Below are 24,929 nucleotides of genomic sequence, written 5' to 3'. Positions count from 1 at the left end.
AAAGCCGAGCAATGCTCGGCTTTTTTATTCCCATATTTAAACAGGAATTACAAAGTGTCTGAGTTCTCAGAAAGGTAAGCTGCAACGCCATCAGGAGAAGCATCCATACCTTTGTCACCTTTGTTCCAACCAGCTGGGCAAACTTCACCGTGCTCTTCGTGGAACTGAAGAGCGTCAACCAAACGGATTAGCTCGTCCATGTTACGACCTAGTGGTAGATCGTTAACGATCTGCGAGCGAACCAAACCTTCTTTGTCAATCAAGAAAGCACCACGGAAAGCAACGCCGCCTTCTGACTCAACGTCGTATGCTTTACAGATGTCGTGCGCCATATCTGCAGCTAATGTGTAACCTACTTGGCCGATACCACCATCATTAACTGGAGTATTACGCCATGCGTTGTGCGTAAAGTGAGAGTCGATAGAAACACCGATCACTTCAACGCCACGCTCTTTGAAGTCAGCCATACGGTGATCAAGAGCGATCAACTCTGATGGACAAACAAACGTGAAGTCTAGCGGGTAGAAGAAAACAAGACCGTACTTGCCTTTGATAGCTTCAGATAGGGTGAACTCGTCTACGATAGAACCGTCGCCAAGAACTGCTGGAACAGTAAAGTCAGGGGCTTGCTTGCCTACTAATACGCTCATTTATTATCTCCAAATGTTGATTGCGTTTTTGATATTTGTCAGAGACGCTTTACGCCTCAAGCGATGTACAAAGTCGACTTATGGTACAACGACTAGGCTGGTTGTCCAATAAGAGATAGCGCTTATTTTTCAGAAACGAAAAAGCCCCTACCAAGGCAGGGGCTTTTTTCTTATACGCTGGATGCTACCAATGAATTCCTCGCATGATCGCAGCAAAGGCCATTTGCTCCGTCGAGACTTTTGGCATATCAGCTTTCTGGTCTTTACCTTGCGCCGCTGCAGAATCTGGGAACATTTTGTAACCCGTATTCATAATAATCTCACCCGCTTTTGGTACGAGAGCATGTAAGACTTGTGCAAAAATACCTAGTCGCGTCGCGATACGCTTCGGACGATGAACGATTGCTTTCGCAATTAAATCTGCTGCATCTTCTGGCGTTAGCGTTGGCACCGAGTCGTAGATCTTAGTTGGACCGATCATTGGCGTTTTTACCAACGGCATGTTGATGGTCGTAAAACTCACATTACTATCTGAGAATTCTGCCGCAGCACATCGCGAGAACGCATCCAATGCTGCCTTCGAGGCTACATACGAAGAGAAACGCGGAGCATTTGTCAAAACACCGATAGATGAGATATTTACAATATGACCTCGTCCCTGCTCAAGCATCTTCGGAGCAAAACCAAGTATCAAGCGAAGCGAGCCGAAGTAATTAAGCTGCATCGTTCTCTCGAAATCGTGGAAACGATCAAACGAAAGGTTTATAGAACGACGAATCGAGCGACCGGCATTATTGATTAAGAAATCAACCGCGCCGTGATCCTTCTCAACTTCAGCAACAAAACGATCACAGTCTTCCATATTCGAAAAATCACATTGGTACGCGTAAACAGTACCGCCGTTTTGCTCAAGCTCGTATTTAACTTCTTCAAGCTTGTCGAGTGTACGCGCTGCGATACAGGTAATCGCACCTGCTTCCGCTAAGACTTTTGCCGTTGCTAAACCAATGCCTGAAGTCGCACCGGTAATGACACATACCTTACCCTCAACCGTGCCACGTAAAGTGCGATCTTTATATAAGTCAGGATCAAGATTACGCTCCCAGAAATCCCAAATCGGTGCGGAATAAGACTTAAGATCTGGACATTCGATACCAGAGTCACGGAGCACTCGCTCTGTTTCACGCGAATCAAATTTGGTTGGATAGTTGATGAACTCCATCGCTGACTCTGGAACACCAAAGTCGTTTAAGAACGCCGAGGTTAAACGTTTAACTGGCGGCAAGTTCTTAACGCCGTTGCGAAGCATTGAAGGGATAAAGTTGAACATTTGCGCATCAATACGCATCGCCATCGTTGGAGCATGACCTGCCTTCGCAAAGATGTTCAAAACTTCACCCAACTTATATGGATCAGGATCTGTTAGATGGAAACACCCGCCATCTTCACCTTCAACATGCGAAATGTACTCTAAAGCATCAACGACAAAATCAACCGGCACGATATTCATTCTGCCGCCTTCAACACCAATCGTTGGCATCCACTGAGGTATTGCACGACGAACTTTTTGAAGCATTTTAAAGAAGTAGTAAGGGCCGTCGATCTTATCAATCTCACCCGTCTTAGAATGACCAACAACCATACCTGGGCGGTATACACGCCATGGCACTTTGCACTCTTCACGCACAATTGCTTCTGAATCATGTTTAGTGCGCAAGTAAGGGTTATTAAGCTTTTGCGCTTCTTTAAACATATCTTCACGGAACACACCACGATACAAACCGGCTGCCGCGATAGAGCTTACGTGATGGAAGCACCCTGCTTTCATTGCTTTTGCAGCAGCAATCGCGTTACGCGTGCCATCAATATTCACTGTTTGCTGCACTTCTTCAGAAGCATATAAATCATAGATCGCTGCAAGATGATAAAAATGGTCAACCTTACCTTTAAGCTCATCCATATCTGCTTTGGCAATACCAAGATTTTTCTTGGTCAGTGTGCCTTTCACAGCAACAACCTGCTTTGATGTTGCACCAATACGCTCAAGCAATGCATCGTATTTATGCATGCTCGACTCTTGCATTAAGAGGTATATAGTCTCGCCACGTGCTAATAACTTTTCTACAAGAAAGCGTCCAATAAAGCCGGTTCCACCGGTAATGAAATAACTCATCGTTTTATCCTTAGGCAGTGATCTCAACACGTATGCTGAGCTAATTCTTAGATTTATTAAAATTTGAGGAACAAAAATGCGCTCAATGATTCCTAATGCAATCAATATAAGTCACGTCCTCATAGAGCAACAACTCCAATTTTTTATAATTCAAATTTTGTTAAACGCACGATCAAACTATAGTAATCACAACCGGATCACTTTTCCGATAACAAGCAGTTGCTAAGCTACGCTCGGCTTTATTCCAGTTTCAAGGAGACCCACTCGGTGATATACCGTACGCTTCTCGCCTTTGGCACACTATTTTTACTCGCGCTCAGCGCAACTTCATCAGCAATTGAACTTAACTTCGATATTGAAAAGAGTCCTAACGACAAACGTGAATATACATCGTTCACTCTCGAGAACAAACTCGACGTTCTAATCATTTCTGACAAAGAAGCGGACAAAGGCGCTGCTTCTCTCGATATTAAAGTGGGAAGTTCACACGACCCAATCGAATTTCCAGGATTGGCGCATTTTCTTGAGCACATGCTCTTTCTCGGGACCCATAAATATCCAGAGCCTGACGCATATCAAAAGTTTATTAGCGAGCATGGGGGCGGTCATAATGCCTACACATCACTTGAACACACTAATTACTTCTTTGATGTGTCCGCCGAATACCTAGAGCCAGCACTCGATCGTTTCTCTCAACAATTCACTGCACCATTGTTTAACGCAGATTATGTGCAACGAGAAGTCAATGCAGTGCACTCAGAATACAGTTCAAAAATCCAAGATGATGGTCGTCGCTACTTAGAAAGTTTCAAAGCCATATTAAATTCCGATCATCCCTACAAAAAATTTGCAGTTGGTAACTTAGAAACCTTAGTTGATAAGCCTGACATTACTCTGCGTGAAGCGCTCTTAGAGTTTTACGACATGCAGTACTCAGCAAACCGAATGAAGCTCACTGTACTTGGCAAAGAAGACCTTGAAACACTATCCAGCTGGGTGGAAGAGAAATTCTCAAGCATCGCGAACAAAAATTTACCTGAACATAAAACCACGACACCATTTTTTAGCGGTGGTTTTTTACCAGCAAAAATTCAAGTCAAAAGTATCAAAGACACACGAAGTATTTCATTAAGCTTCCCTGTTCCGACGTCTCGTCCTTACATCAATACGCAACCTCTTGGATATATTGCCAACCTTATAGGGCATGAAGGAAAAGGCAGCCTGCTTTCCTCTCTTAAAAAGAAGCAGCTTGTTGATACGCTATCTGCTGGCCCTCAGTTCGACACAGATAATCAAGGGATGTTTATCATCTCTATGAGCCTTACCGAGAAAGGCCTAAAGCAACAAGATGAAGTCATCAATGCCGTATTTGCCTACATCAACCTGCTAAAACAAAACGACCTCAATGAAATGTATTTCACTGAACAAAAACAACTGTCAGAAATTGCATTCAAGTTCCAAGAAAAAGTCCCAGCGCTGTCCTACGTCAGAAGCTTGTCCTCAGCACTGCATGAGTTCTCGGCACAGGATATTCTCAGCGCGCCCTACAAGCTAAACAAGTTTGATAAGGAATTAATTAGCGATTACCTACACCTGCTTACATCCGACAATCTTTTAGTTAGCGTAAAAGCAAAAGATCTAGAAACCGATCAAGAAACACAATGGTTTAAGGCGCCCTACTCGGTTAAAAGCCTATCTGTGAGCTTGGTAAATCAACTTAAAAAGGCGGAAGCTAGCAAAGACTTAGCCTTGCCTGAGCCAAACAACTTCATCCCGAGCAACACCGAGCTCAGCAAAGCAGAAAACAACCCGATTCCAGTGCTGCTCTCGGCACCTAAAGGAATGGAATTATGGCACGCGACTGACACAGAATTCGGAACACCAAAATCAACATTCTTTGTCAGCATTCGCTCTCCTCATGCGGTCGATACTGTCGAACACTTGGTTATGACGCAGTTACTCGTTTCGATGCTAACAGATAAACTCGTGGAATTTTCTTATCCCGCTTATCTTGCTGGTTTGAGCTACGACCTATACAAGCACCTTAGAGGTGTTACGCTCAAAATAGCGGGATACAACGATAAGCAAGATGTACTTCTTGAAACGATCTTGAAGAAAATCAAACACAGTGAATTAAGAGATGAGCGCTTTGAAAACATCAAAGAGCGACTGAAAAGATCTCTTGAAAACGAAAAACAAAGAAAGCCATTCCAGCAAGCCATCACAGCGATTCAAGATGACATCCTTAGCCCGTCTTGGAACTCAGAAGAAAAGCTTGTCGCACTTGAAAAGATCTCTATCGAGCAGCTGCGAGAATTTAAAAATCTGTTTTTCTCGACCGTAGATACCGCAGTACTTAGCAACGGTAATGTCGAACAAGATAAAACCGAAAAGATGGCAAAACTTGTTGAAAAACATATTCTCGAGCCCGCTAAGATTCAGAGTGTGGAGCGCGCAAGTGTTCTTAATTTAGAAGGTGAAGAAGACTGGGCTAAAGCGCTAGATATTGACCACCCCGATTCGAGCATGGTGTTTTACATGCAAGGCGAAACTAAAAGCTATTCTGAACGCGCACTGTATTCACTAATGAGCCAGGCAATCGGCAATGACTATTATGCTCAGCTTAGAACCGAGAAACAGCTTGGCTATATCGTGTTCGCAACACCTTACCCATTACTTGAAGTTCCGGGAATAGCGTTCATTGTTCAATCGCCAAGTGCCAGCACAGATCAGTTATTTAATGAAACACGAACATTTCTGAACGCTCAAGTTGACCGTATTAATTCGCTTTCAGAAGAAGAATTCGCTCGTTATAAAAAAGCAGTGATCTCCCGCTTAGAAGAAAAAGAGACCAATATTGGGCAGCGAAGCAATCGATACTGGAGCGAGATAGACAAGAAAGCTGCCAAGTTTGATAGCAAAGAACAAATGATCGATGCGATCGAAGCAATCACTATCGACAACTTTAGATCTTTCTACACAGAGCGTGTAAAGAAAAAAGGTTCAAACTTGATTATGGTAAGCAAGCATCAAACGTCACAAGATGATGCCATCACCCAACTTCAGAAATTACTAAATAAAAAAGAGAGCGCATGGCTCTCTCTTTCAAACTTCGATAAGTAGTATGGTCTAACGATTCAGGCGTTCGTCGATCAAGACATCGACAACGCTTGGGTCTGCCAACGTAGACGTATCACCAAGACTGTCATACTCATTCGCTGCAATTTTTCTCAGAATACGACGCATAATTTTACCTGAACGCGTTTTAGGAAGACCTCCTGAGATCTGGATCAAATCTGGTGTTGCGACAGGGCCAATCTCTTTACGCACCCAATCTTTGAGCTCACTCACAAGTGCAGTAAGATCAGACAAATCAGCATCTGCCATCATCGAAACATAGACGTAGATGCCCTGCCCCTTGATGTCATGCGGAAAACCAACAACCGCCGCTTCAGCAACAGCGCTATGAGCAACAAGCGCGCTCTCTATCTCGGCTGTTCCCATGCGGTGTCCAGAGACATTCAACACATCATCGACTCGACCAGTAATCCAGTAGTACCCATCTGCATCACGTCTAGCTCCATCACCCGTAAAATACATTCCTTCATACGTCGAAAAATAGGTTTGAATAAAGCGCTCATGATCACCGTAGACGGTGCGCATTTGACCAGGCCAACTATCCATTAAGACTAAATTCCCTTCACATTCGCCTTCTAGAATATTGCCTTCGTTATCGACAATCGCAGGTTTCACACCAAACAATGGACGCGTTGCTGAGCCTGGCTTCAAAGTCGTCGCTCCCGGAATAGCGGAGATCAATACGCCGCCGGTTTCCGTTTGCCACCACGTATCAACAATAGGACAACGTTTTTCTCCGACTACTTCGTAGTACCATTCCCAAGCTTCTGGATTAATTGGCTCGCCCACCGAGCCTAAAAGACGAATGCTATCTCGGTTGTAGGATTGAACTTTATCATCACCAGCAGCCATCAACGCACGAATTGCGGTCGGCGCGGTATAAAATACGTTCACCTGATGTTTTTCAACAACCTGCCAGAACCTAGAAGCATCAGGATAATTTGGCACGCCTTCAAACAACACTGTTGTCGCACCATTACACAATGGACCGTACAAAATATAGCTATGCCCAGTAATCCATCCGAAATCCGCGGTACACCAGAAAACTTCGCCCTCGCGATAATCAAATACTTTCTCATGCGTAAAGGACGCGTAAGTAAGATAACCACCAGTAGTATGCAAAACGCCCTTAGGCTTGCCAGTTGAACCAGAGGTATACAGCATAAACAAGGGATCTTCAGCGCTCATCGGTTCAGCGTCACAATAAGCACCCTGACGCTCCATCAACTCATGCATCCATACATCACGACCTTCAACAAATGACACATCGCCACCGGTACGCTGAAGCATAACGACATTCTTCACATGCCCGATATTCCCTACTTCAAAAGCCTCATCCACGTTATTCTTTAATGGAATAGACTTCCCGCCACGAATACCCTCATCAGCCGTAATCAACCATTTAGACTGACCATCTTCAATTCTGGCTGCGAGAGCTTCCGGGGAAAACCCCCCAAAAACAACGGAATGCACGGCACCGATGCGCGCACAGGCCAGCATAGCGATGCCTGTTTCTGGAACCATCGGCATATATAAGGTGACGATATCCCCTTTCTCTACACCTAATTCTTTCAGGCCGTTCGCAAGACGACATACTCTCTCATGCAGCTGTTTGTATGAGATATGTTCAGATTGAGAAGGGTCATCACCTTCATAAATAATCGCAGTTTGATCGCCCTTATCAGCCAAGTGACGGTCTAAACAATTGTAGGACGCGTTCAAGATACCGTCTTCAAACCAACGAATATGCAAATCTTTCGATGCATAAGATACGTCTTTGACTTTGGTAAACGGCTTAAACCAATCGATTCTTTTGGCTTGCTCTGCCCAGAAACTCTCTGGGTCATCAATAGATGCCTTATATAGCTCTAAATATTGGTCTTTGTTAAGCGTTGAAAATTCTTCAAGTTCAGGAGAAACAGGATAAATATGTTGCTCTGTCATGGCGCTTCCTCTTATTTTTGTTAGGCAGCTTGGCAACATTTATAAGAACTTAGCACGGACTAAGTCGCAGCTTTTGCTACAAATGATGCCTAGATAATTTCAGCATCAAAAAGCTACGCTCAGTCCCGAGACGAGTCAACCAATGAGGCGTATTTTATAGACTCGAGTAACGTTTCAAGAGGGACGGTATTAGATGAGCTACGAATTTGCTCAGCCAACTTACTCTGAGAACCAAAACCTTTCTCATCGTAAACACTCTGCTCGGAAGGTTCATCAACACGAATTTCCTCACGATCCAAAGCATCTACTGAACTCGCTGATGGCGCTGGCATGCCAGTTGGCTTCGCCAACTCAAGACGCTCATATTCTGCGAGCAACAAAAGACGATGCTCTTCATTGATAGAGCTAGGCGTTAACGTGCTTAACAAGCCATGCAATAAATCGATTGCAGAATCACCTAACCGATCTCCGTAGGCATAAATACAACTAGAAATCAGTGTCGTGACTTGCTCAGGCGTTGTATTTGGATCGGTAAAGAAACGATTCATGCGAATACGCAGATCAACCCACGCATTTTCAGACTGATCAGAGAGTAATTCCTGACTGTCAGGCTTAGCGGTTTCCGCAGCGATTGTCTGTTTTTGTTTTTTGATCTGCTCTTGAACTTGGCTCAATGACTCTTTGTAGGAGCCAGAATTCAAATCCACAACCATGGCAGGCTTGTCTTCTCGGACACGCATACCATCAGGACGAGAAACGTCAGGACTAGAAACAGGAGGCTCTGGATGCGCAGTAAACGTATTGGTTTGTGCAGCTTCTTCGACTTTCTTTCTAGCAAGCTCTTGAGAACGATCTACAAGCTTTTTCCAATAACTACTAAATGCGAGTTTCGGTACTTTGGGGGCGTTAAATAAGTCATCAACGCGTTCCGCCAAGCGATAAAAACCGCGTGCTGATGGGTCTTCTTTCTGGAAGAGCGCGACAGGACGCTGCAACGCGACCGCACTACGCATGCTTTCGTCCATCCACAAAGCCCCTAGCTGCTCTGTACGTAAACCCAAATACTTCTTAACCGCAGCCTCGAAACGTCGATACACTTTTTCAGATTGTCGCGCATTCGTTGCCATATTTACGATGACTTCGACTTTGCGACGGTATCCACGACGACGCAACACTTTGAGCAAAGAGAACGCGTCCGTTAACGAAGTAGGCTCTGGAGTAATAACGACTGCTGCAACCTGCGATGCTGCAACAAAATGCAGCACTGTGGGAGAAATACCCGCTGCCGTATCAACCAGCAGATAATCGTAATTAGGTTCTAGGGTGCTAATTGAATCAACAAGACGAGATTGCTGTTGCAGATCTAGCTCAACACATTGAGCGAAGCCTGAGGCCCCAGGAATGATATGAATACCCTCGGGACCTTCAAGAACAATATCTTGAATCTCTTTTTCGCCGGTAAACAAATGCTCAAGCGTATAAGCAGGATGGAGACCCAACATCACGTTGATATTGGCTAGCCCAGTGTCTGCGTCAAACAAGCATACTTTCGAGCCATTCTTCGCGAGCGCGATGGCTAAATTTACAGAAACGCTTGTTTTACCAACACCTCCCTTACCGCCGGTAATCGCGAGAACACGAGGCATTGGTTTTTGAGACTTTGACTTATTCAAGTTAATGACGTTCATCGGGCTCGCTTTTCGTTGTTTCAAGCTCAAACGCGAACTAGGCAATATGGCCTATCGGTTGTGCTTTTATCGTTGTATTTCAGTAATTCTAAAGGCTTTGCGGAATCATAAAAAGGATTGACAAGCCACAAAACGCGCGAGCTTTGCTCACAATACGACCAGAAAATTCAAGCATCACATAAAAAAGAACGCGCAAACTTTTAATTTTTAAGGAATATTGTCTAAGCTTAAAAAAAAGCGATAAATCCTATTTTTTTGCGAACATGCCAGTCAATTCACAAAACATTTTAAAAGAACTTGAAGTCAGCAAACTACCTACTCTGCCTAGCATCTTGGCTGACGTATTGGATAGCTGCCAAAACCATGATTCAAGTTTTCAGTCGCTTGCAGAAATCATCGCACGTGATGCGAGCATCTCTGCACGCGTTGTGGCAATGGCCAATTCAACTTTGTATAACCGCGGCACCCCTATTCGTTCTTTAGATCGTGCTTTGCTAGTACTTGGCATCGACACCATTCGAACGATTGTAATCACGGCGTCTATCCACCAGTTTTTTTCAGGTTTAAGCCACGGAAATCATGAGTTTTTAAAAGAGTTCTGGCGACGGTCTTTGAGCTGCGCATTACTCGCCAAATCTCTCGCCATACTCACAAGCTACCCTAAACCAGAAGAAGCCTACTTGACCGGCTTATTACACAACATTGGAGAACTCGTACTCTCAAGAAACTTCAACAAAGAATATTTAACTCTGAGAGAAGAGCAGCCCGACGAAGATAAACGCTTAAAGCATGAGTTGGGTACATTCGGTATTGATCACGCAGAACTTGGTGCACAACTCGCAAACGAATGGGGGCTAAGCCCTTATGCAATCGATGCGATTCGTTATCATCACGCAAACACAGTCGACATTCTGGGCGCTCAGCATTTGGTCAAAATATTGTATACTGCAAGCGCTCTTAGCAATGATGCGCAACAGAGCATGCAGCAGAGTGTTGAAACGACGAACAGCTTATTTGAACTCAACCCATCCCTCATCTCTGAAATCTGTCGAAAAATAGATGAAGAAGTTATCCAAGTAGCTGAGAGCATGGGCGTGCAACTCGACAAACAAGATGATCAAGAAGCACATATATCTTTAGCACGAGCCATTAGAGACCAAAATCTTCAAAACATTTCTCGGGATCTTGTTTCAAAAGCCAAGACAAAAATAGAACTCGCAACCCAAATTCAGCACTCTCTGTCACTACTGCTTGGCACTCGCCAAACGGCACTATTTTGGAACGAAGACAACGAACTTGTTCTTATCGAAGACAGCTACGAAGCACCACTTTGTTTCCCTCTAAATGAGGGCAGTAGTCTTGCGGCGAAATCTGCACTGAGAAATGAAGTGCTCAGCTCAATCGATGATGACTCTGCCTTTGTTGCTGACCAACAAATTCTCCGGTTGCTCGATGCACAGCACATGCTCTGTCTTCCTCTACTCGATGGGGAGCGCATCATCGCAGTCATCGCTACAACATTGCATTCAAATAAGGAAAGACTTCATCCTAATTTCTTAAGCATTCTGATCAGCCAATTTAAGCGCCAATGCATAGATATAGAACAAGCCCACTGCGCAGAAAACACTGATTCTGAAATCAACTCATTAAACGCAAAGGTTCGCGAGATTGCACATGAGGCGAACAACCCTCTTAGCATCATCAATAACTATTTGAGCAGCCTTTCCCTGAAACTCAGCGAAGAAGACGAAGTACAAGAAGAACTACAAGTTCTTAAAGAAGAGCTAGAGCGCGCAAGCCAGATAATCTTTCGATTAAGGGATCTGCAGCAAGATATTACGCACGATGAAGGCGACGCCGACATCAACTTAGAAATCAAAAACCTTCTAACCCTGTACAAAAGTTCACTATTCTTGGCCAAGAGTATCGACAGCGAATACCTGCCAGATAGTAGCCTACGCCCAGTCGACATCAGCCCTGGCAGTCTGCGGCAAATATTAACTAACCTTATGAAGAATGCCGTCGAAGCAATGCCTGAGGGTGGTAAAATCAGTGCTGCTACAAAAAGCAGCATCAACGTCAACGGCCATAGCTTTTGTGAAATAAAAATCACTGACAATGGTCCAGGTATTCCAGAAGAAATACAAAAGAACTTATTTACGCCAGTTTCGACTACCAAAGGAGCAGGCCACTCAGGTTTAGGGTTGAGCATTACGAAAAACCTCGTAACGGAAGCGCGAGGAACAATCACATGTAGAAGTGATGGCAAGGGCACCCAGTTTCAAATATTGCTACCAGAGCAATAAATAAATTCAAACCGCTTAAATAGGAAGCGGTAGAACTGGATAGTTCCACTTTACAAACTACTATAGTGCGAGCGGTTAACAACTAGAATGAAAATCATAAAGTCGAAACAGGTGGCAAACCTGGATATTGAACAGGCAAAAATACTTGTAGTAGATGATGAGTATCGTCTGCTAACAAGCTTGGAGGCACTCCTCGTTGCACAAGGCTTTGATGTCACGACAGCCTTGGGCGGCTTAAATGCATGCGAAGCCTTGAAACAAGATAGCTTCGACTTAGTGTTGCTCGACTTAAACATGCCCGACATTGACGGTCATCAGGTCATGGATTTTGTTGCTGAAAACAACATGGATCCAGCCATTATCGTCGTTAGTGGCGAATCGTCATTCACAGCCGTCAGTAAAGCCCTCCGCCGCGGCGCATATGACTACCTCCGCAAGCCTTACGATTCTGCAGAACTGATCAATACAACACGAAATTGCCTGCAAAAAGTTATGCTTGAGAAAGCCCACCACCAAATGCAGGCACGCTTGCAAAAGTCAGAAGAATTGCATCGTTACATCGTCAATAGCTCACCTGACGTTGTATTTATGCTTGATCGCCAAGGTCGTTTCACCTTCCTTAACCGCAAAGTTGAAACACTGCTTGGCTACAGCAAACAGGATTTATTGGGCAAAAGCTACGAAACTATTATTGAAGCCGAAGATATCGACCGAGCCAACTACATCTTCACGGAACACGGCAAAAAAAGAGATGGCGCTTGGAGTTCTGAACTTCGCCTGAAAGTGAAAAAGAACGAGCACGCTTCACGTCACTTTGAAATTACCTTCTTCCCTATTGAGAGAAAAGTGAAAATCAATGGCGAAGAGTCTCTGCAGGTTGTCGGCACTTATGGCACGGCGCGCGACATAACAGAAAGAAAAGAAGCCGAAGAATTTATTAACTTTCAGGCATATCATGACCTGCTAACACGCTTACCAAATCGCTCACTATTTAAAGATCGACTCAACCTTGCCATGGCGCAAGCCAAACGCAATGACAACCAAGTAGCGGTCATGTTCCTCGATCTTGATCGATTCAAAGTGATTAATGACTCGCTCGGCCATGCAATGGGTGACCGTCTACTGCAAGCCGTATCAATGCGACTGGATAACGTTATTCGTAAATGCGACACCCTTTCACGGTTTGGCGGAGACGAATTTACGCTATTACTACCAAATATAAATAGCGCTGAAGATGCTCGCATTATCGCTAAGAAAGTCATTAACACCCTTAAAGAACCATTTATTCTGGGCGAACACGAAGTATTCGTTGGCGTTAGTATCGGCATTTCTATGTTCCCGACAGCTGGCGACACAGTAGATCAATTGATTCAAAATGCCGATGTAGCGATGTACCACGTGAAATCGCGCGGAAAAGACGGTTACCAGTTCTTTAGCCCTTCAATGGAAGTAGCTGACTCAAACCGCATTAAGCTCGAACGAGAGATTCGCAGAGCATTAGAAAACAACGAATTCAAGGTATTCTACCAACCACAGATTAATGCAAAAACGAACGATGTTATTGGTGTAGAAGCGCTAGTGCGCTGGCAACACCCTACTCGCGGTTTGGTATTCCCGGGTGAGTTCTTGCCTTTGGCAGAAGAAACAAAGCTACTCACGGACATTAGTGAGTGGGTATTAAATTCTGCATGCCAAGAAGTACAAGGCTGGATCAATAACGGACACCCAAACATTCGCCTTTCGGTTAACTTCTCACCCTTGCAGGTCGAGCACCCGCGATTTGTAGATCATTTGCTCGAGACACTTGAAAGAAACAACTTCCCTGCAACAAACCTAGAAGTTGAGATTACCGAAAACGCGATCATGAATGACCTTGATCAGATGACCAAAAAGCTCAATCGCTTATCTGAGCACGGAGTAACCATTGCGATCGATGACTTTGGCACTGGATATTCATCCCTCAATTACTTGCGTAAGTTGCCAATCCACACACTTAAGGTTGATCAAAGCTTTGTAAAAGACATTGAAGAGACAATGGGCGATGCCTGTATTGTTAACGCCATCGTCAATATGGCTCACGGCTTGAAGCTCAATATCGTCGCTGAAGGCGTAGAAACAGAAGTACAACTTCAATATTTGAAAGATTTAGGTTGCCAAGAACTTCAAGGTTTCTATTTCGGAAGAGCAGAACCTGGTGAAGTGATACTTAGTCGACTCGAAAGCCCTCACGCGAAAATTGCCTAGAGCTTTAAGCATTCACCTTACAAACAAAAAAGCGGCTCAATAGCCGCTTTTTTGTTTTCGATGTCCCGCTCTAAATATCAAACTTACTCAAAACAACATGGCTCATTCCGAGTTTCTTTAAGGCAGATTCAAACACCTTATTTTCTGGTACTGCACCCGTGAACATAACAAAGTGCTTATCGTCATTTGATGCCTTATGTGGCAAATCAACCAACAAAGACTCAGCCCTACGCGCAATTGCTTGCGCTGAATCGACAAAGCCCTTTCCTGGCAAAAACGGGGCTATCACATCCTTTAATAGAGGAAAGTGCGTACAACCCAGAACCACAGTATCAACCTGATCATCCGCAATGATTTCTTTTAACTCTCGTTCTATTGCATCCACATCCAAGACCAATCCGTTCAACAAGCGCTCTGCCTGATCCACAAGAACTCTGGAACCGACACGGACAACTTCACAATCGCTCGCAAAGTCATCTATTAACTGTTGAGTGTAAGGACGGGAAACAGTGCCTGGCGTTGCGAGTAATGCAATTTTTTTTGTTTGAGTTAGGGCCGACGCTGGCTTAATGGCTGGCACGACACCGATCACAGGAATTTTAACCAAAGACCGTAAAGCTGGAAGCACCAGCGTGCTTGCGGTGTTACAGGCAATAACGATCAAATCAAATTCGAAACGTTGCTCACTGAACTTTATTAACTGCGACAAACGCTCAATTAAAAAGGCCTCGCCTTTAACCCCATAGGGAAAGCAGGCGTCATCAGCGACATATCTAATCTGAACACCCTCTAGTTGAGACAGAAGAGCTTGGCATATCGACAGCCCTCCTACCCCAGAATCTAGAACTAGTATATTCGCCACATTAATCCTTAAGCATTTGCAATTCGACGCTGACGAAAGCCTAGCATTAAAGCAAAAAAGCAGATCAATACAGGTACTAAGAAGATGTTAATTAACTTCAATTTTGTACCTAGCGCGTCAATATCTTGATCTAGCTGATGTTGAACGTCTCGCAGCTGCTTGCGAATTTTTAACTTCTCTTCTTGGAAGCGAAGTAAAGCTTTATTCTGCTCTTCTGTCAGAGACACCACGTCACCGCCATCACGCATTTGCTCAAGCTCAAACATTTGCTCTTCCGTGGCAATTAATTGCGCCTCTAAGGCTTCTTGTTGCGCCAAGAATCGCTCTTCAGCATCTCGTTGCAAGGCCTCAACGCGCTCAAACGGACGGCTATATCGACCTTGACCCCGAATAGAAATCAGCTCTGACTGGCCCGACAAGTTCTCGACTGAATTCAACAGCAAGCTACCATTGTCAGCCCAAGGGCTAATAATTTGTTGTCCAAAGAAATTCTGCACTTGCACCCATAAGCGATCACTGAGCACATCACTATCTGCGACAATCATGATATTGATATTTTCAGAACTCAGTACAGATGGCTCTAACTTAAGGTCTACGCTACCCTCTCCATCGGCCAACTCTTCAGAAACAGTAATCCCATCAGGAAATGCAGATTCTGCAGAACCACCTACTCTTGCCGCAATGGTATAGCGCTGTTCAGTCGGAACAAAGTCATTCATCAAGGTCGAAGGATCATTCAAGGTCGTCAACACATTCACATCTGCCAAAGCACTTTGTGCAGAACTTTGAATAACAGGAGTAAACACCGTACTCGCACCTTCCGCCGCACTCATCGCACCGACTGAAGAAAGATTAATGCTTTCCAGCCCAAACAAAACAACATCATCTTGCGATAGTGCATTAGGACCAAGGCTCAAAAGCCCTAAATGTCGAGCTGGCTGGCCACCTTGCCCTAGCGACACGACCATTGAGTTTTCGAAATCAGTGATAAATTGTGATTCATCAAATGCAACGCCCCATGACTCGAACAAGGCTGAAATATTGGAGCTCTGAACAGTGGCCATTCCGTTCATCATCGCCATTGTTTCAATGTAAGGGTCAACAAAAACCATCACCTTACCACCAGACAAAGCATATTGATCAATCGCTAGCTGCAAGCGTTGGGATAAATCTTGGGGAGCGATAAGCAGCAGCATATCAACATCTTCGATCGCTTCGGCATCATCCTCAATCCACTCCAGATCGAAATTATCATTGATGAACTGCAATGCAGCCCACTCAGGCGTTTGTTGACGGGACATTACATCAAACCCACCACGAATATCAGCCCCCGAATAAATGCCGATCTTGGGTAAAGTTTCGCGTGATAAAGCGGAAATTAGACGCGTTAGGTCGTACTCAAGGAATGCCTCTTTATCAGGTTGGATAAACGGAACCACTTCTTCTCGACCCGCGGCGTTTTTAGCGACTAAGCCAAAGTAAATTTCATCGCCACGTGCGCCACCCGGAACGCTTTGCAAACCGGCTAAAGCCGCCTCATCCTCTTGTTCGGAAAATGGCGCGGGATCAATCTTGTTAATACTTAGCTTTCCGTTGCTCTTTGACTCGTATTCAGTCAACAACTCTTCAACACGCTTAGCATAGGTTCTTAGCGCTGGTAATTGAGATGTAGCTTGCTCAGAAAAGTAGTAATCGATCGTCACATCAGACTCTAGGTTTTCGAGTATTGACTCTGTGCCGTCAGATAAGGAATACAAACCTCCCTCTGACAAATCAAGTCGTACACCACTGAGCAAATTAGAAGACAAAAGAATGATTAAGAAGAGCGCTACGAACGCAGAAACGAGTTTTAAAATAATTGAACTATTCATGGCGGCCTCCTTAATCTGCTTTCTTCAAGTCAACAACGAGTGATGTTGCGTATAGCCATATACCTATCATGGCAGCAAAATACACAAGATCTCTGACGTCAATTACGCCACGAGATATCGCGGTAAAGTGGGTTAGAAAGCTCAAGTTCGCCACCGCATCAATTAGCCATAACGGTGCCCAACCTGAAAAAGCGTCTTGCACGATTGGAAATCCAGTCACAACGAGAACAAAGCTCACTACAAGTGTGAGAATAAAGGCGACAATCTGATTCTTGCTAAGCGCTGAAAGACATGAGCCCACAGCTAAAAAGCCACCCGACATAAGCCAAGCACCAATATAGGCACCAAGAATGACACCATTATCTGGGCTCCCAAGATAGTTAACCGTAATCCAAAGAGGAAAAGTTAGCACCAGTGCTAGACCAACAAACAGCCAAGCTGCGAGAAATTTACCTAGAACAACTTGCCACGTAGCAAGCGGCAAGGTCATCAACAATTCAATTGTTCCGCTACGTCGTTCTTCAGACCATAAGCGCATGGTGACAGCGGGAATAAGAACCAAATACAACCAAGGCACAAAGTTAAAGAAAGCGACTAGGTCTGCCTGACCGCGTTCAAAGAATTGACCAATGTAAAAAGTAAATACACCCGACAACATTAAAAAGATAACGAGAAATATATAGGCTACCGGCGTTGCAAAATAACTCGATAATTCACGCCCTAACACTACTTTTAAGGCGTTCATGAGTTCACCTCCTTTGAAGTCATTGCACGAAACACATCATCTAGCTTGCCTTGCTCAACATGCAGCTCATCGATCTGGTAAGAACCGCTATGCAAGACGGCATTCACGTCCGACAATATTGAATCTTTATTTTCAGACAGCACCTGTAACGCACCTTCAGAAAGTTCGTTCACCTTTGAAACGCGAGGCAATTGAATCAACTTAGCTTTAAGTTCCGAATGTCTTTCAGCAACGTGCACATGAATACTATTGTGATAAACCGATTTGGCCGCCAAGTCCTCAGGCGTGCCATCAAACTTAATTGCCCCATCAGAGAGAATCATTGCACGCGTACAAACCGCGCTCACCTCTTCAAGAATATGCGTGGAAACGATGACAATTTTATCTTTAGATAAGTTCTGTATGAGCTCTCGCACTTGATGCTTTTGGTTCGGATCAAGACCATCTGTAGGCTCATCTAAAATCAAAACCTGAGGATCATGAAGAATCGCTTGCGCCAAACCTAAGCGACGTTGAAAACCTTTGGAAAGAGTTTCAACACGTTTATTCAGCACACTATTCAGAGCGACTTTATCAACAGTTTCTTGAATACGCGTATTGAGATCAGACCCAGAAAAACCTCTAACTTTCCCGACAAATCTCAAGGAATCAAGCACAGTCATATCAGCATAAGCCGGCGCACCCTCAGGGAGATAGCCAATCAAACGCTTGGCCTCGACGGGCGTCTTCAACACATCAAACCCCATTACCGATACAGAGCCTGAGCTGGGTTGTAAAAAACCCGTCAGCATTTTCATCGTTGTCGATTTACCTGCGCCATTAGGGCCAAGAAAACCGAGTATTTCACCTGGTTCAACGGTAAATGTCAGTCCATTTACCGCAAAAAAATCACCAAATTGCTTAGTGAGTTTATCAACCGTAATCATGATGTTATTCGTCTCTAACTGGATCATTACTTATAAAAGAAGGCTCTGAACGATTCTAAGAGCCACACGCAAGGATATAGAGTCGACGAAGGGCACTTCAAGCGATCACTGCCAACATTTCTACATGGTCATGTTTGTAATATTTATTCAAAGTAATTCACTAACATTTAAGCTTTACGCCAGACAAAACCAAGCCTTACACTATGCGCTACTTTTTTAATGGATGAAGATCCGTATGAGTCGTTTTTTCAAACTTTCTACCCTTCTCTTTACGTTTTTCAGAAAAATTCTTTTTTTGTGGGTACGCGTTGATATCAAAGGCGCAGAGGCCGATGAGCTAGAACTAGACCCAGATAAGCCAGTCATTTATGTTCTGCAATACCGCACATTTTCGGGACGCCTAGTACTCGAAGAATCAACGATTAGACAAAAGCTTCCCTCATCACAAACTAAGCTCGCACTCGGCAACTCAGACGTGCGTCGCTCATTCTTCTTTCTTTACGAGCCTTTGGGCCGACTTTTCAAACGCAAACAACGTCCAACCGTAACAGGCCGCCTAAAACAATTAGCACAGCACGTTGCAGACGATGATGATAGCGACGTTCAGATTGTACCTGTATCAATTTTCTGGGGCCGTGCGCCAACACGTGAGCGCTCGTGGCTTCAATTGCTTTTGACTGACAACTGGTCCGTTGCGAGCCCTCTTCGTCAGTTATTTATCATTCTTCTTCATGGTCGCCGCACTTACGTGCAATTTAGCAAACCTATCTCATTGCAAGAGCTTTATGGCGACAGTGAGAAAGATGCAAAACGAACTCAGCGCATGGCCGCACGTATATTACGTGTGCATTTCAGACGCGTGCGTCAAACGGTTATTGGGCCTAACCTTAGTCACCGCCAAACGCTCGTTCAAACAATCGTGGACACTCCGACCGTTCGCGATGCGATAGCAAAAGAGTCCGAAGCATCAGGCAAACCAAAACAAGAACTCAAACAACAAGCTTTAAAATATGGTGATGAAATTGCCGCGAGCTTGCAGATTTCTACTATCCACTTTCTAGAACGAGTTCTTAATCGCTTATGGAACAAAATCTATAACGGTATTTACGCCTCAAATGTCGAAGCAGTAGAAGAGGTCACTAAAGACCATGCCGTTGTCTATGTACCCTGCCATCGAAGCCACATTGACTACCTACTTCTTTCTTCTTTGTTGTTCCGAGAAGGTATTATGGTTCCCCACATTGCTGCGGGTATCAATCTAAACCTTCCTGTTGTTGGCAGCATCCTTCGTCGCGGCGGCGCGTTCTTTATGCGCAGAAGCTTTAAAGGCAATAAGCTCTATGCAGCAGTATTTGCCGAGTACATACATATTATGTTCAAACGCGGCTACTCAATAGAGTATTTCGTAGAAGGTGGTCGAAGCCGAACTGGACGAACGCTGCAGCCTAAAGCTGGCATGGTCGCTATGACGGTTGCTAGCTACTTGAAAGACCAGCAAAAACCCATTGCTTTCATTCCCGTTTATTTTGGCTACGAGAAAGTACTCGAAGGCAGTACGTATATGGGCGAACTTCGTGGCAAGGAAAAGCAAAAAGAATCTGTATTCGGTCTATTTAAATCTCTCAAGAACTTACGAAAATCATTCGGTAAAGTTGCTCTGAATTTTGGCGAGCCAATTATTTTAGAGAACTACCTAGATCAAAATCAGTCATCTTGGAAAGATGATATTAAGAGCATTGAGAATATTAACGATCAAAAACCTGATTGGTTTAACGATGTCGTAGGTGGCCTATCAAAAGAAATCGCAACACGCATCAATGCATCAGCCGCGGTTAACCCGGTCACGTTGACAGCCACAGTATTGCTATCGACACAGCGACAAGCCATGGACGCCAACAAACTAGCAGACTTAACTTCATTTTTCGCAGCACTACTTAAAGAGCAAACATACTCTCCATATATCACCTTCCCCGAAGGTACTGGAGAAGAATGGATCGAATACACAGAAGATATGGGCTTACTAAGCCGTCAAAGCAATGAACTAGGCGACATCATTTCATTGAATGATCGCAACGCCGTTTTGCTCACCTATAATCGCAATAACACACTACATCTCTTTGCTATTCCGGCGTTAATCGCCTGCATTACGCAAAACAACCCTGCAATGAGCAGAGCCGAAGTACATCGGATCTTCCGTTCCGTTTACTCTTATATCCGTGCTGAATTATTTATTCAGTGGGAAAGCGCTGAAGTCGACAAAGAATTTGAAGCTTGGTTGAAACTCCTAGCAGAGAAGGGTTTATTAACACTTAAGGACGATGAAGTTCACAGGCCAAATACCGGCAGTAACGAGTTCGTAAAACTAACGACTCTAGCGAGCTTCATCATGCCGACCCTTGAACGCTACTATATTGTGATTGCTATTCTGACACGCAAAGAAAGTGGCTCAATGAACGCTGAAGAGCTCGAGAAGCTTAGTACGCTAATGGCAGAACGAATGTCTATTCTATTTGGCCTGAACGCTCCTGAGTTCTTCGATAAAACCTTATTCAGAAACTTCATTTCTATATTGAAAGAGAAAGGCATTCTGGAAGAGAACGAAACAGGCAAACTAAATTACAGCGAGTTGATAAACAAAGCCGCGGAAGACTCTATGTTTGTATTAAATGGCAATCTTAGACAAGCCATTGTGCAGGTTACATCTGGTCGCTAGACTCAGGCATCTAGGGGCTAACAGCCCTTAGCCCTTGCCCCTTACAACTCGGATAAGCTTTTGATCGTATATATATCGTAGCGAGAGCTTTTCCCTTCTAGTTTCAAAGAGGGTTTTTGCCCGGCAATTTCTTTACCTTTCCTGGGGCGTTTCACAACGACACGATATCGCGCATTGTCTAATGCCGCGGACAACAAACGATGATCATCTAAGTTCTCGCCCACTAAATCATGAAAGGCTCGCATTTCCTTTTTAACAGCTGCCGACTTCTCTTGGGATGGATACATCGGATCAAGATAGATAACGTCAGCAACTGGCTCAGAAGAGCTCTCTAGCTTAGTGATTGCATCACCGTATTGAAGCGTCATACGCTGAGCAATCTTTGCAATCTCCATATCATTAAACGACTGCGCTTCTTCTAAAGCGTGCTGCAACAGAAACTCAACAACAGGCACTCGTTCGTACATATCGACCTTGCACCCTAAGGTAGCTAAAACAAACGCATCTCGCCCCAAACCTGCTGTTGCATCTAACACATGTGGATAGACGCCCTTGTTTAGGCCAACAGCTTTTGCCACTAACTGCCCCTTTCCTCCGCCGTGGCGCATACGATGCGCATTCTTACCACTTAAAAAAGAAGCTGAAATCGGACCAGGAGCGCCCTTTCCCGTTTGATATAGCTTCGGGCCATTCTCATCAAAATAAAGAACGTATTTTGCCTGATCTAACAAAGGGCCTATGAAAAGTTCCAATTGATGGGATTGAGAAAAAGACTGAGCAGAGTCTGCAAACGGAGAAGCGTGATCAGAAACTCCAACCGCTAAGGCTGGCACAGAAGAGTTTGTAGACAGCATACAAATTAAACGTAGATATCAATACCGAGCAATTCGCCGCCCTGATATGACTGTCCGGCCTGCTCTGTTGCGAAGTATTCCTGTAGCGCTTGTTTGTTACGCCCCGTGAGATTTTCGCTTCGTTGCAACTGCTCTAAACGCTCTACTTGTCTCAACTCGGCTTCACGCAATACTTCTGGGGATGCGACGACGCGCGCATCGGCCTTAGGCGCTTCTAACACCTGCTGGGCTTGCTTTTGGTCTTGCCTCTTTTCAGTGGCGCCAGGCTGCAGCGATGTAAGATTAATTGAAGGGTTGCCGACTTGCATCGAATATCACATATTTATTGAGGTTGCTGAAGTGTAATGCAAAAACACACTAGGCGACAAATACTAGTACAAAAAGAACAAATCCCAAGGCCAGACGATAGATAACAAAAGGCAAAAACCCTATCTTCTCTAGCAACTTTAAGAAGAAATGAATACACAGATAAGCACTTATAAAAGAAACAAAGGTTGCAAAAGCAATCAACTGCAATTGGGCATCATGCCCTGTTTCTAACAACTCTTTAGTCTTCAGCAATCCAGCTGCAGCAATCAATGGGACAGAGAGCAAGAATGAAAAACGAGCAGCAGCATCACGCGTTAAGCCTAGCAATAGCGCTGCAGTCATTGTAATACCAGATCGCGAAGTACCAGGAATCAATGCAAGGGCTTGCGAACACCCAATAAGCAATGCCGTTTTGACGTTTACATCAGTCACAGACAAACGTCTTGCACCGCGATGATCAGAAACCCACAATAAGATGCCAAAGAATATAGTGGTACTAGCAATAACAAGTGTAGAACGAAGATGCTCAGACACGAATTCGTTGAGAAGAACACCCGCAAGCCCGGCAGGTATCGTTGCAAGAATAATCAACCAGGCCAAGCGCGCTTGCTGCTTTTTTTCAGCTAAAGCAGAAAACTCCGAACCGGGACGAAAAATCGAAGACAACCAAGCTTGAGCAAGCTCGATAAGCTCTTTACGAAAATATCCAACAATGGCAAGCAAGCTGCCAACATGTACCGCGACATCAAATGCTAGCCCTTGGTCTTCCCAACCCAGTAATTGAGACGGGAGGATCAAATGCGCCGAGCTTGAAATCGGCAAGAATTCAGTAAGCCCTTGAATCAGAGCAAGCACAAAGGCTTCTAACCAGCCCATTATTCGTCCTTTTTATTTATTCTCTTCCGGGAAGTTTCTTCCAAGCAACTTGATCACGGATATAAACGGGCGCTGCTTGCTCGGCCGACACAGCTTTGCCTTGCTCAAAATCAATCAAGGCCAACTCTGCGATAGCACGACTTGGATGCTCAAGCACAGCCTCACATTCAGGCCAATTACTGATCGAAGAAATTCGATCCTTATAAGCTAGGCCGCTACCAAACACAGGCATGTTTGTATGATCTTTCAACGCATCCGCGACACGTTCCGGCTTGTCGACAGATTCAGGCAACTGCTCTTTAGGGAATCCTTCGATATCACGCTCATAAACAGACCAATAAATTTCATCCATTCTGGCGTCAATTAAAACGAAGCACTCGTTCTGCTCAGACTCATTCTGCAAAACATGATGCGCAAGCGCCCTCAAGTTAGAGACGCCTACAACAGGAATATCCTTACCGAATGCAATACCTTGAACAAAACCTGTAGCAATACGAAGCCCGGTAAACGAGCCGGGGCCTTGGCCAAACGCAAGTGCATCGACATCCTCCAACTTAAGCCCCGCCTCCTCCAAAAGCACCTTCACCATAGGAAGAACATGCTGCACATGACTTCTTGCGGCTTCTAGCGTTTTAGAAAAAAGCTCAGTACCGCACTCACCTTTCAGTAACAAAGTCACTGAACACAATTCAGAAGATGTATCTACAGCTAGGATTGCTGTCATTCTTACCTGCCAAACAAAAATTTAAAAACATATGATAAACGCCAAGCAATAAAAAAGGCAGCTCAAGGAGCTGCCTTTCTTTCAAAGATTATTCGCTTATGCGTCTAACCCAGCAACAATCTGATCACGGATCTTAGACATCTCACCAACGCCATCTACACGAACGTAATTTGGCGCAGCTGCTTCACCTGACTCAGCCCACGCAGAGTAGTACTCAACAAGTGGAGCTGTTTGTGAGTGATAAACATCTAGACGCTTACGTACAGTCTCCTCTTTGTCATCTTCACGCTGAACAAGCGCATCACCAGTAATGTCATCCTTACCTTCAGTTGCAGGCGGATTGAACTTAACGTGATAGACACGACCACTCGCCTCGTGAACGCGACGACCGCTCAAACGACTAACAATCTCTTCATCAGCTACATCAATTTCAACAACGGCATCGATATCAATACCCTGCTTTTTAAGCGCTTCTGCTTGAGGAATTGTGCGTGGGAAACCATCGAACAAGAAACCATTTGCACAATCGTCTTCTTTGATACGCTCTTCGATCAAAGCAATAATTGTCTCATCAGAAACTAGACCACCAGACGCCATGACTTCTTTCACTTTCAAGCCTAGTGGAGTGCCCGCTTTAACAGCTGCACGAAGCATATCGCCCGTTGAGATCTGAGGCACGTCATACTTCTCAGTAATGAATTGAGCTTGAGTTCCTTTACCGGCACCTGGTGCGCCGAGCAAAATAACCTTCATAGATTACTCCAACAATATAGAAAAAACGGTTTGGGTATAGATACAGGCACTAGCTCACGGCTAGCTAAATCATGAGTGAACCGCACTCAACCTGTTATATTTTTACGATTGATACCACTGAAAGGCGGCCATTATAGGGCAATCAGATTGCGG

Annotated in this window: 17 protein-coding genes; 4 read left to right on the top strand and 13 right to left on the bottom strand. The window is 44.5% G+C overall.

Going from position 1 to position 24,929, the window contains the following annotated elements; all coding sequences use genetic code 11:
* Positions 1–47 precede the first annotated feature (47 nt).
* A complete protein-coding gene (locus A3738_RS02005) occupies positions 48–650 on the bottom strand; it encodes a peroxiredoxin (RefSeq protein ID WP_068479869.1) in 603 nt (200 codons plus the stop codon).
* A gap of 184 nt (positions 651–834) precedes the next feature.
* Positions 835–2,823, bottom strand: a complete 1,989-nt coding sequence (locus A3738_RS02000; RefSeq protein ID WP_068482091.1) for an SDR family oxidoreductase — start codon at positions 2,821–2,823, stop codon at positions 835–837.
* 267 nt (positions 2,824–3,090) lie between these two features.
* Here A3738_RS02000 and A3738_RS01995 point away from each other — a divergent pair, with 267 nt between their 5' ends.
* The gene (locus A3738_RS01995; RefSeq protein ID WP_068502060.1) at positions 3,091–5,946 is read left to right on the top strand and encodes an insulinase family protein; all 2,856 of its coding nucleotides are present in this window, start codon (positions 3,091–3,093) and stop codon (positions 5,944–5,946) included.
* 6 nt (positions 5,947–5,952) lie between these two features.
* Here the strand turns inward: A3738_RS01995 and acs are convergent, their stop codons facing one another.
* Entirely contained in the window at positions 5,953–7,905 is a 1,953-nt protein-coding gene (gene acs, locus A3738_RS01990) for an acetate--CoA ligase (RefSeq protein WP_068482015.1), read from the bottom strand.
* Positions 7,906–8,024: 119 nt separating this feature from the next.
* A complete protein-coding gene (locus tag A3738_RS01985) occupies positions 8,025–9,593 on the bottom strand; it encodes a P-loop NTPase (RefSeq protein ID WP_068482012.1) in 1,569 nt (522 codons plus the stop codon).
* 263 nt (positions 9,594–9,856) lie between these two features.
* Between A3738_RS01985 and A3738_RS01980 the strand changes: the two genes are divergently transcribed.
* Together A3738_RS01980 and A3738_RS01975 are read left to right on the top strand one after the other, a co-directional pair.
* Entirely contained in the window at positions 9,857–11,899 is a 2,043-nt protein-coding gene (locus A3738_RS01980; protein WP_068502063.1) for an HDOD domain-containing protein, read from the top strand.
* Positions 11,900–12,010: 111 nt separating this feature from the next.
* The gene (locus tag A3738_RS01975) at positions 12,011–14,143 is read left to right on the top strand and encodes a bifunctional diguanylate cyclase/phosphodiesterase (protein ID WP_231876499.1); all 2,133 of its coding nucleotides are present in this window, start codon (positions 12,011–12,013) and stop codon (positions 14,141–14,143) included.
* 70 nt (positions 14,144–14,213) lie between these two features.
* Here the strand turns inward: A3738_RS01975 and murI are convergent, their stop codons facing one another.
* The 4 genes from murI to A3738_RS01955 are packed head-to-tail and all read right to left on the bottom strand — an operon-like array spanning position 14,214 to position 18,547.
* A complete protein-coding gene (murI, locus tag A3738_RS01970; protein ID WP_068482003.1) occupies positions 14,214–15,005 on the bottom strand; it encodes a glutamate racemase in 792 nt (263 codons plus the stop codon).
* 8 nt (positions 15,006–15,013) lie between these two features.
* Entirely contained in the window at positions 15,014–16,876 is a 1,863-nt protein-coding gene (locus A3738_RS01965; protein WP_068482000.1) for a Gldg family protein, read from the bottom strand.
* A 10-nt stretch (positions 16,877–16,886) separates the two neighbouring features.
* Positions 16,887–17,621, bottom strand: coding sequence for an ABC transporter permease subunit (locus tag A3738_RS01960; protein ID WP_068481997.1), 735 nt, complete (start codon positions 17,619–17,621; stop codon positions 16,887–16,889).
* On the bottom strand, positions 17,618–18,547 hold the full coding sequence (locus A3738_RS01955) for an ABC transporter ATP-binding protein (protein ID WP_068482087.1): 930 nt from the start codon (positions 18,545–18,547) through the stop codon (positions 17,618–17,620). The genes A3738_RS01960 and A3738_RS01955 overlap by 4 nt, the downstream gene beginning before the upstream one ends.
* A 235-nt stretch (positions 18,548–18,782) precedes the next feature.
* Between A3738_RS01955 and plsB the strand changes: the two genes are divergently transcribed.
* Positions 18,783–21,260, top strand: coding sequence for a glycerol-3-phosphate 1-O-acyltransferase PlsB (gene plsB, locus A3738_RS01950; RefSeq protein WP_068482084.1), 2,478 nt, complete (start codon positions 18,783–18,785; stop codon positions 21,258–21,260).
* Positions 21,261–21,301: 41 nt separating this feature from the next.
* On the opposite strand, the gene A3738_RS01945 is transcribed toward plsB, so the two are convergent.
* From A3738_RS01945 to adk, 5 genes are all read right to left on the bottom strand, one after another.
* Positions 21,302–22,114: a class I SAM-dependent methyltransferase gene (locus A3738_RS01945; RefSeq protein WP_068481992.1), complete on the bottom strand. Its 813-nt coding sequence runs from the start codon at positions 22,112–22,114 to the stop codon at positions 21,302–21,304.
* Between the two features lie 5 nt (positions 22,115–22,119).
* Positions 22,120–22,422 (bottom strand): hypothetical protein, encoded by a 303-nt coding sequence (locus A3738_RS01940; protein ID WP_068481990.1) that lies wholly within the window; start codon positions 22,420–22,422, stop codon positions 22,120–22,122.
* Between the two features lie 49 nt (positions 22,423–22,471).
* Positions 22,472–23,299, bottom strand: a complete 828-nt coding sequence (locus A3738_RS01935; protein ID WP_068481986.1) for an undecaprenyl-diphosphate phosphatase — start codon at positions 23,297–23,299, stop codon at positions 22,472–22,474.
* Positions 23,300–23,315: 16 nt separating this feature from the next.
* Complete coding sequence (gene tsaB, locus A3738_RS01930; RefSeq protein ID WP_068481983.1) at positions 23,316–24,023, bottom strand: tRNA (adenosine(37)-N6)-threonylcarbamoyltransferase complex dimerization subunit type 1 TsaB; 708 nt, start codon at positions 24,021–24,023, stop codon at positions 23,316–23,318.
* A 96-nt stretch (positions 24,024–24,119) separates the two neighbouring features.
* Positions 24,120–24,776, bottom strand: coding sequence for an adenylate kinase (gene adk / locus A3738_RS01925; protein WP_068481980.1), 657 nt, complete (start codon positions 24,774–24,776; stop codon positions 24,120–24,122).
* Positions 24,777–24,929: the final 153 nt, after the last annotated feature.

The sequence above is a fragment of the Oleiphilus sp. HI0066 genome, assembly GCF_001635725.1.
This window is presented reverse-complemented; position numbering and strand designations above follow the sequence as displayed.

Bases quoted from the DNA above. Each gene is read 5' to 3' on its own strand.
- A3738_RS02005 (WP_068479869.1), bottom strand. From the start codon at position 650: ATGAGCGTATTAGTAGGCAAGCAAGCCCCTGACTTTACTGTTCCAGCA.
- A3738_RS02000 (WP_068482091.1), bottom strand. From the start codon at position 2,823: ATGAGTTATTTCATTACCGGTGGAACCGGCTTTATTGGACGCTTTCTT.
- acs (WP_068482015.1), bottom strand. From the start codon at position 7,905: ATGACAGAGCAACATATTTATCCTGTTTCTCCTGAACTTGAAGAATTT.
- A3738_RS01985 (WP_068482012.1), bottom strand. From the start codon at position 9,593: ATGAACGTCATTAACTTGAATAAGTCAAAGTCTCAAAAACCAATGCCT.
- A3738_RS01980 (WP_068502063.1), top strand. From the start codon at position 9,857: ATGCCAGTCAATTCACAAAACATTTTAAAAGAACTTGAAGTCAGCAAA.
- A3738_RS01965 (WP_068482000.1), bottom strand. From the start codon at position 16,876: ATGAATAGTTCAATTATTTTAAAACTCGTTTCTGCGTTCGTAGCGCTC.
- A3738_RS01960 (WP_068481997.1), bottom strand. From the start codon at position 17,621: ATGAACGCCTTAAAAGTAGTGTTAGGGCGTGAATTATCGAGTTATTTT.
- A3738_RS01955 (WP_068482087.1), bottom strand. From the start codon at position 18,547: ATGATTACGGTTGATAAACTCACTAAGCAATTTGGTGATTTTTTTGCG.
- plsB (WP_068482084.1), top strand. From the start codon at position 18,783: ATGAGTCGTTTTTTCAAACTTTCTACCCTTCTCTTTACGTTTTTCAGA.
- A3738_RS01945 (WP_068481992.1), bottom strand. From the start codon at position 22,114: ATGCTGTCTACAAACTCTTCTGTGCCAGCCTTAGCGGTTGGAGTTTCT.
- A3738_RS01940 (WP_068481990.1), bottom strand. From the start codon at position 22,422: ATGCAAGTCGGCAACCCTTCAATTAATCTTACATCGCTGCAGCCTGGC.
- A3738_RS01935 (WP_068481986.1), bottom strand. From the start codon at position 23,299: ATGGGCTGGTTAGAAGCCTTTGTGCTTGCTCTGATTCAAGGGCTTACT.
- tsaB (WP_068481983.1), bottom strand. From the start codon at position 24,023: ATGACAGCAATCCTAGCTGTAGATACATCTTCTGAATTGTGTTCAGTG.
- adk (WP_068481980.1), bottom strand. From the start codon at position 24,776: ATGAAGGTTATTTTGCTCGGCGCACCAGGTGCCGGTAAAGGAACTCAA.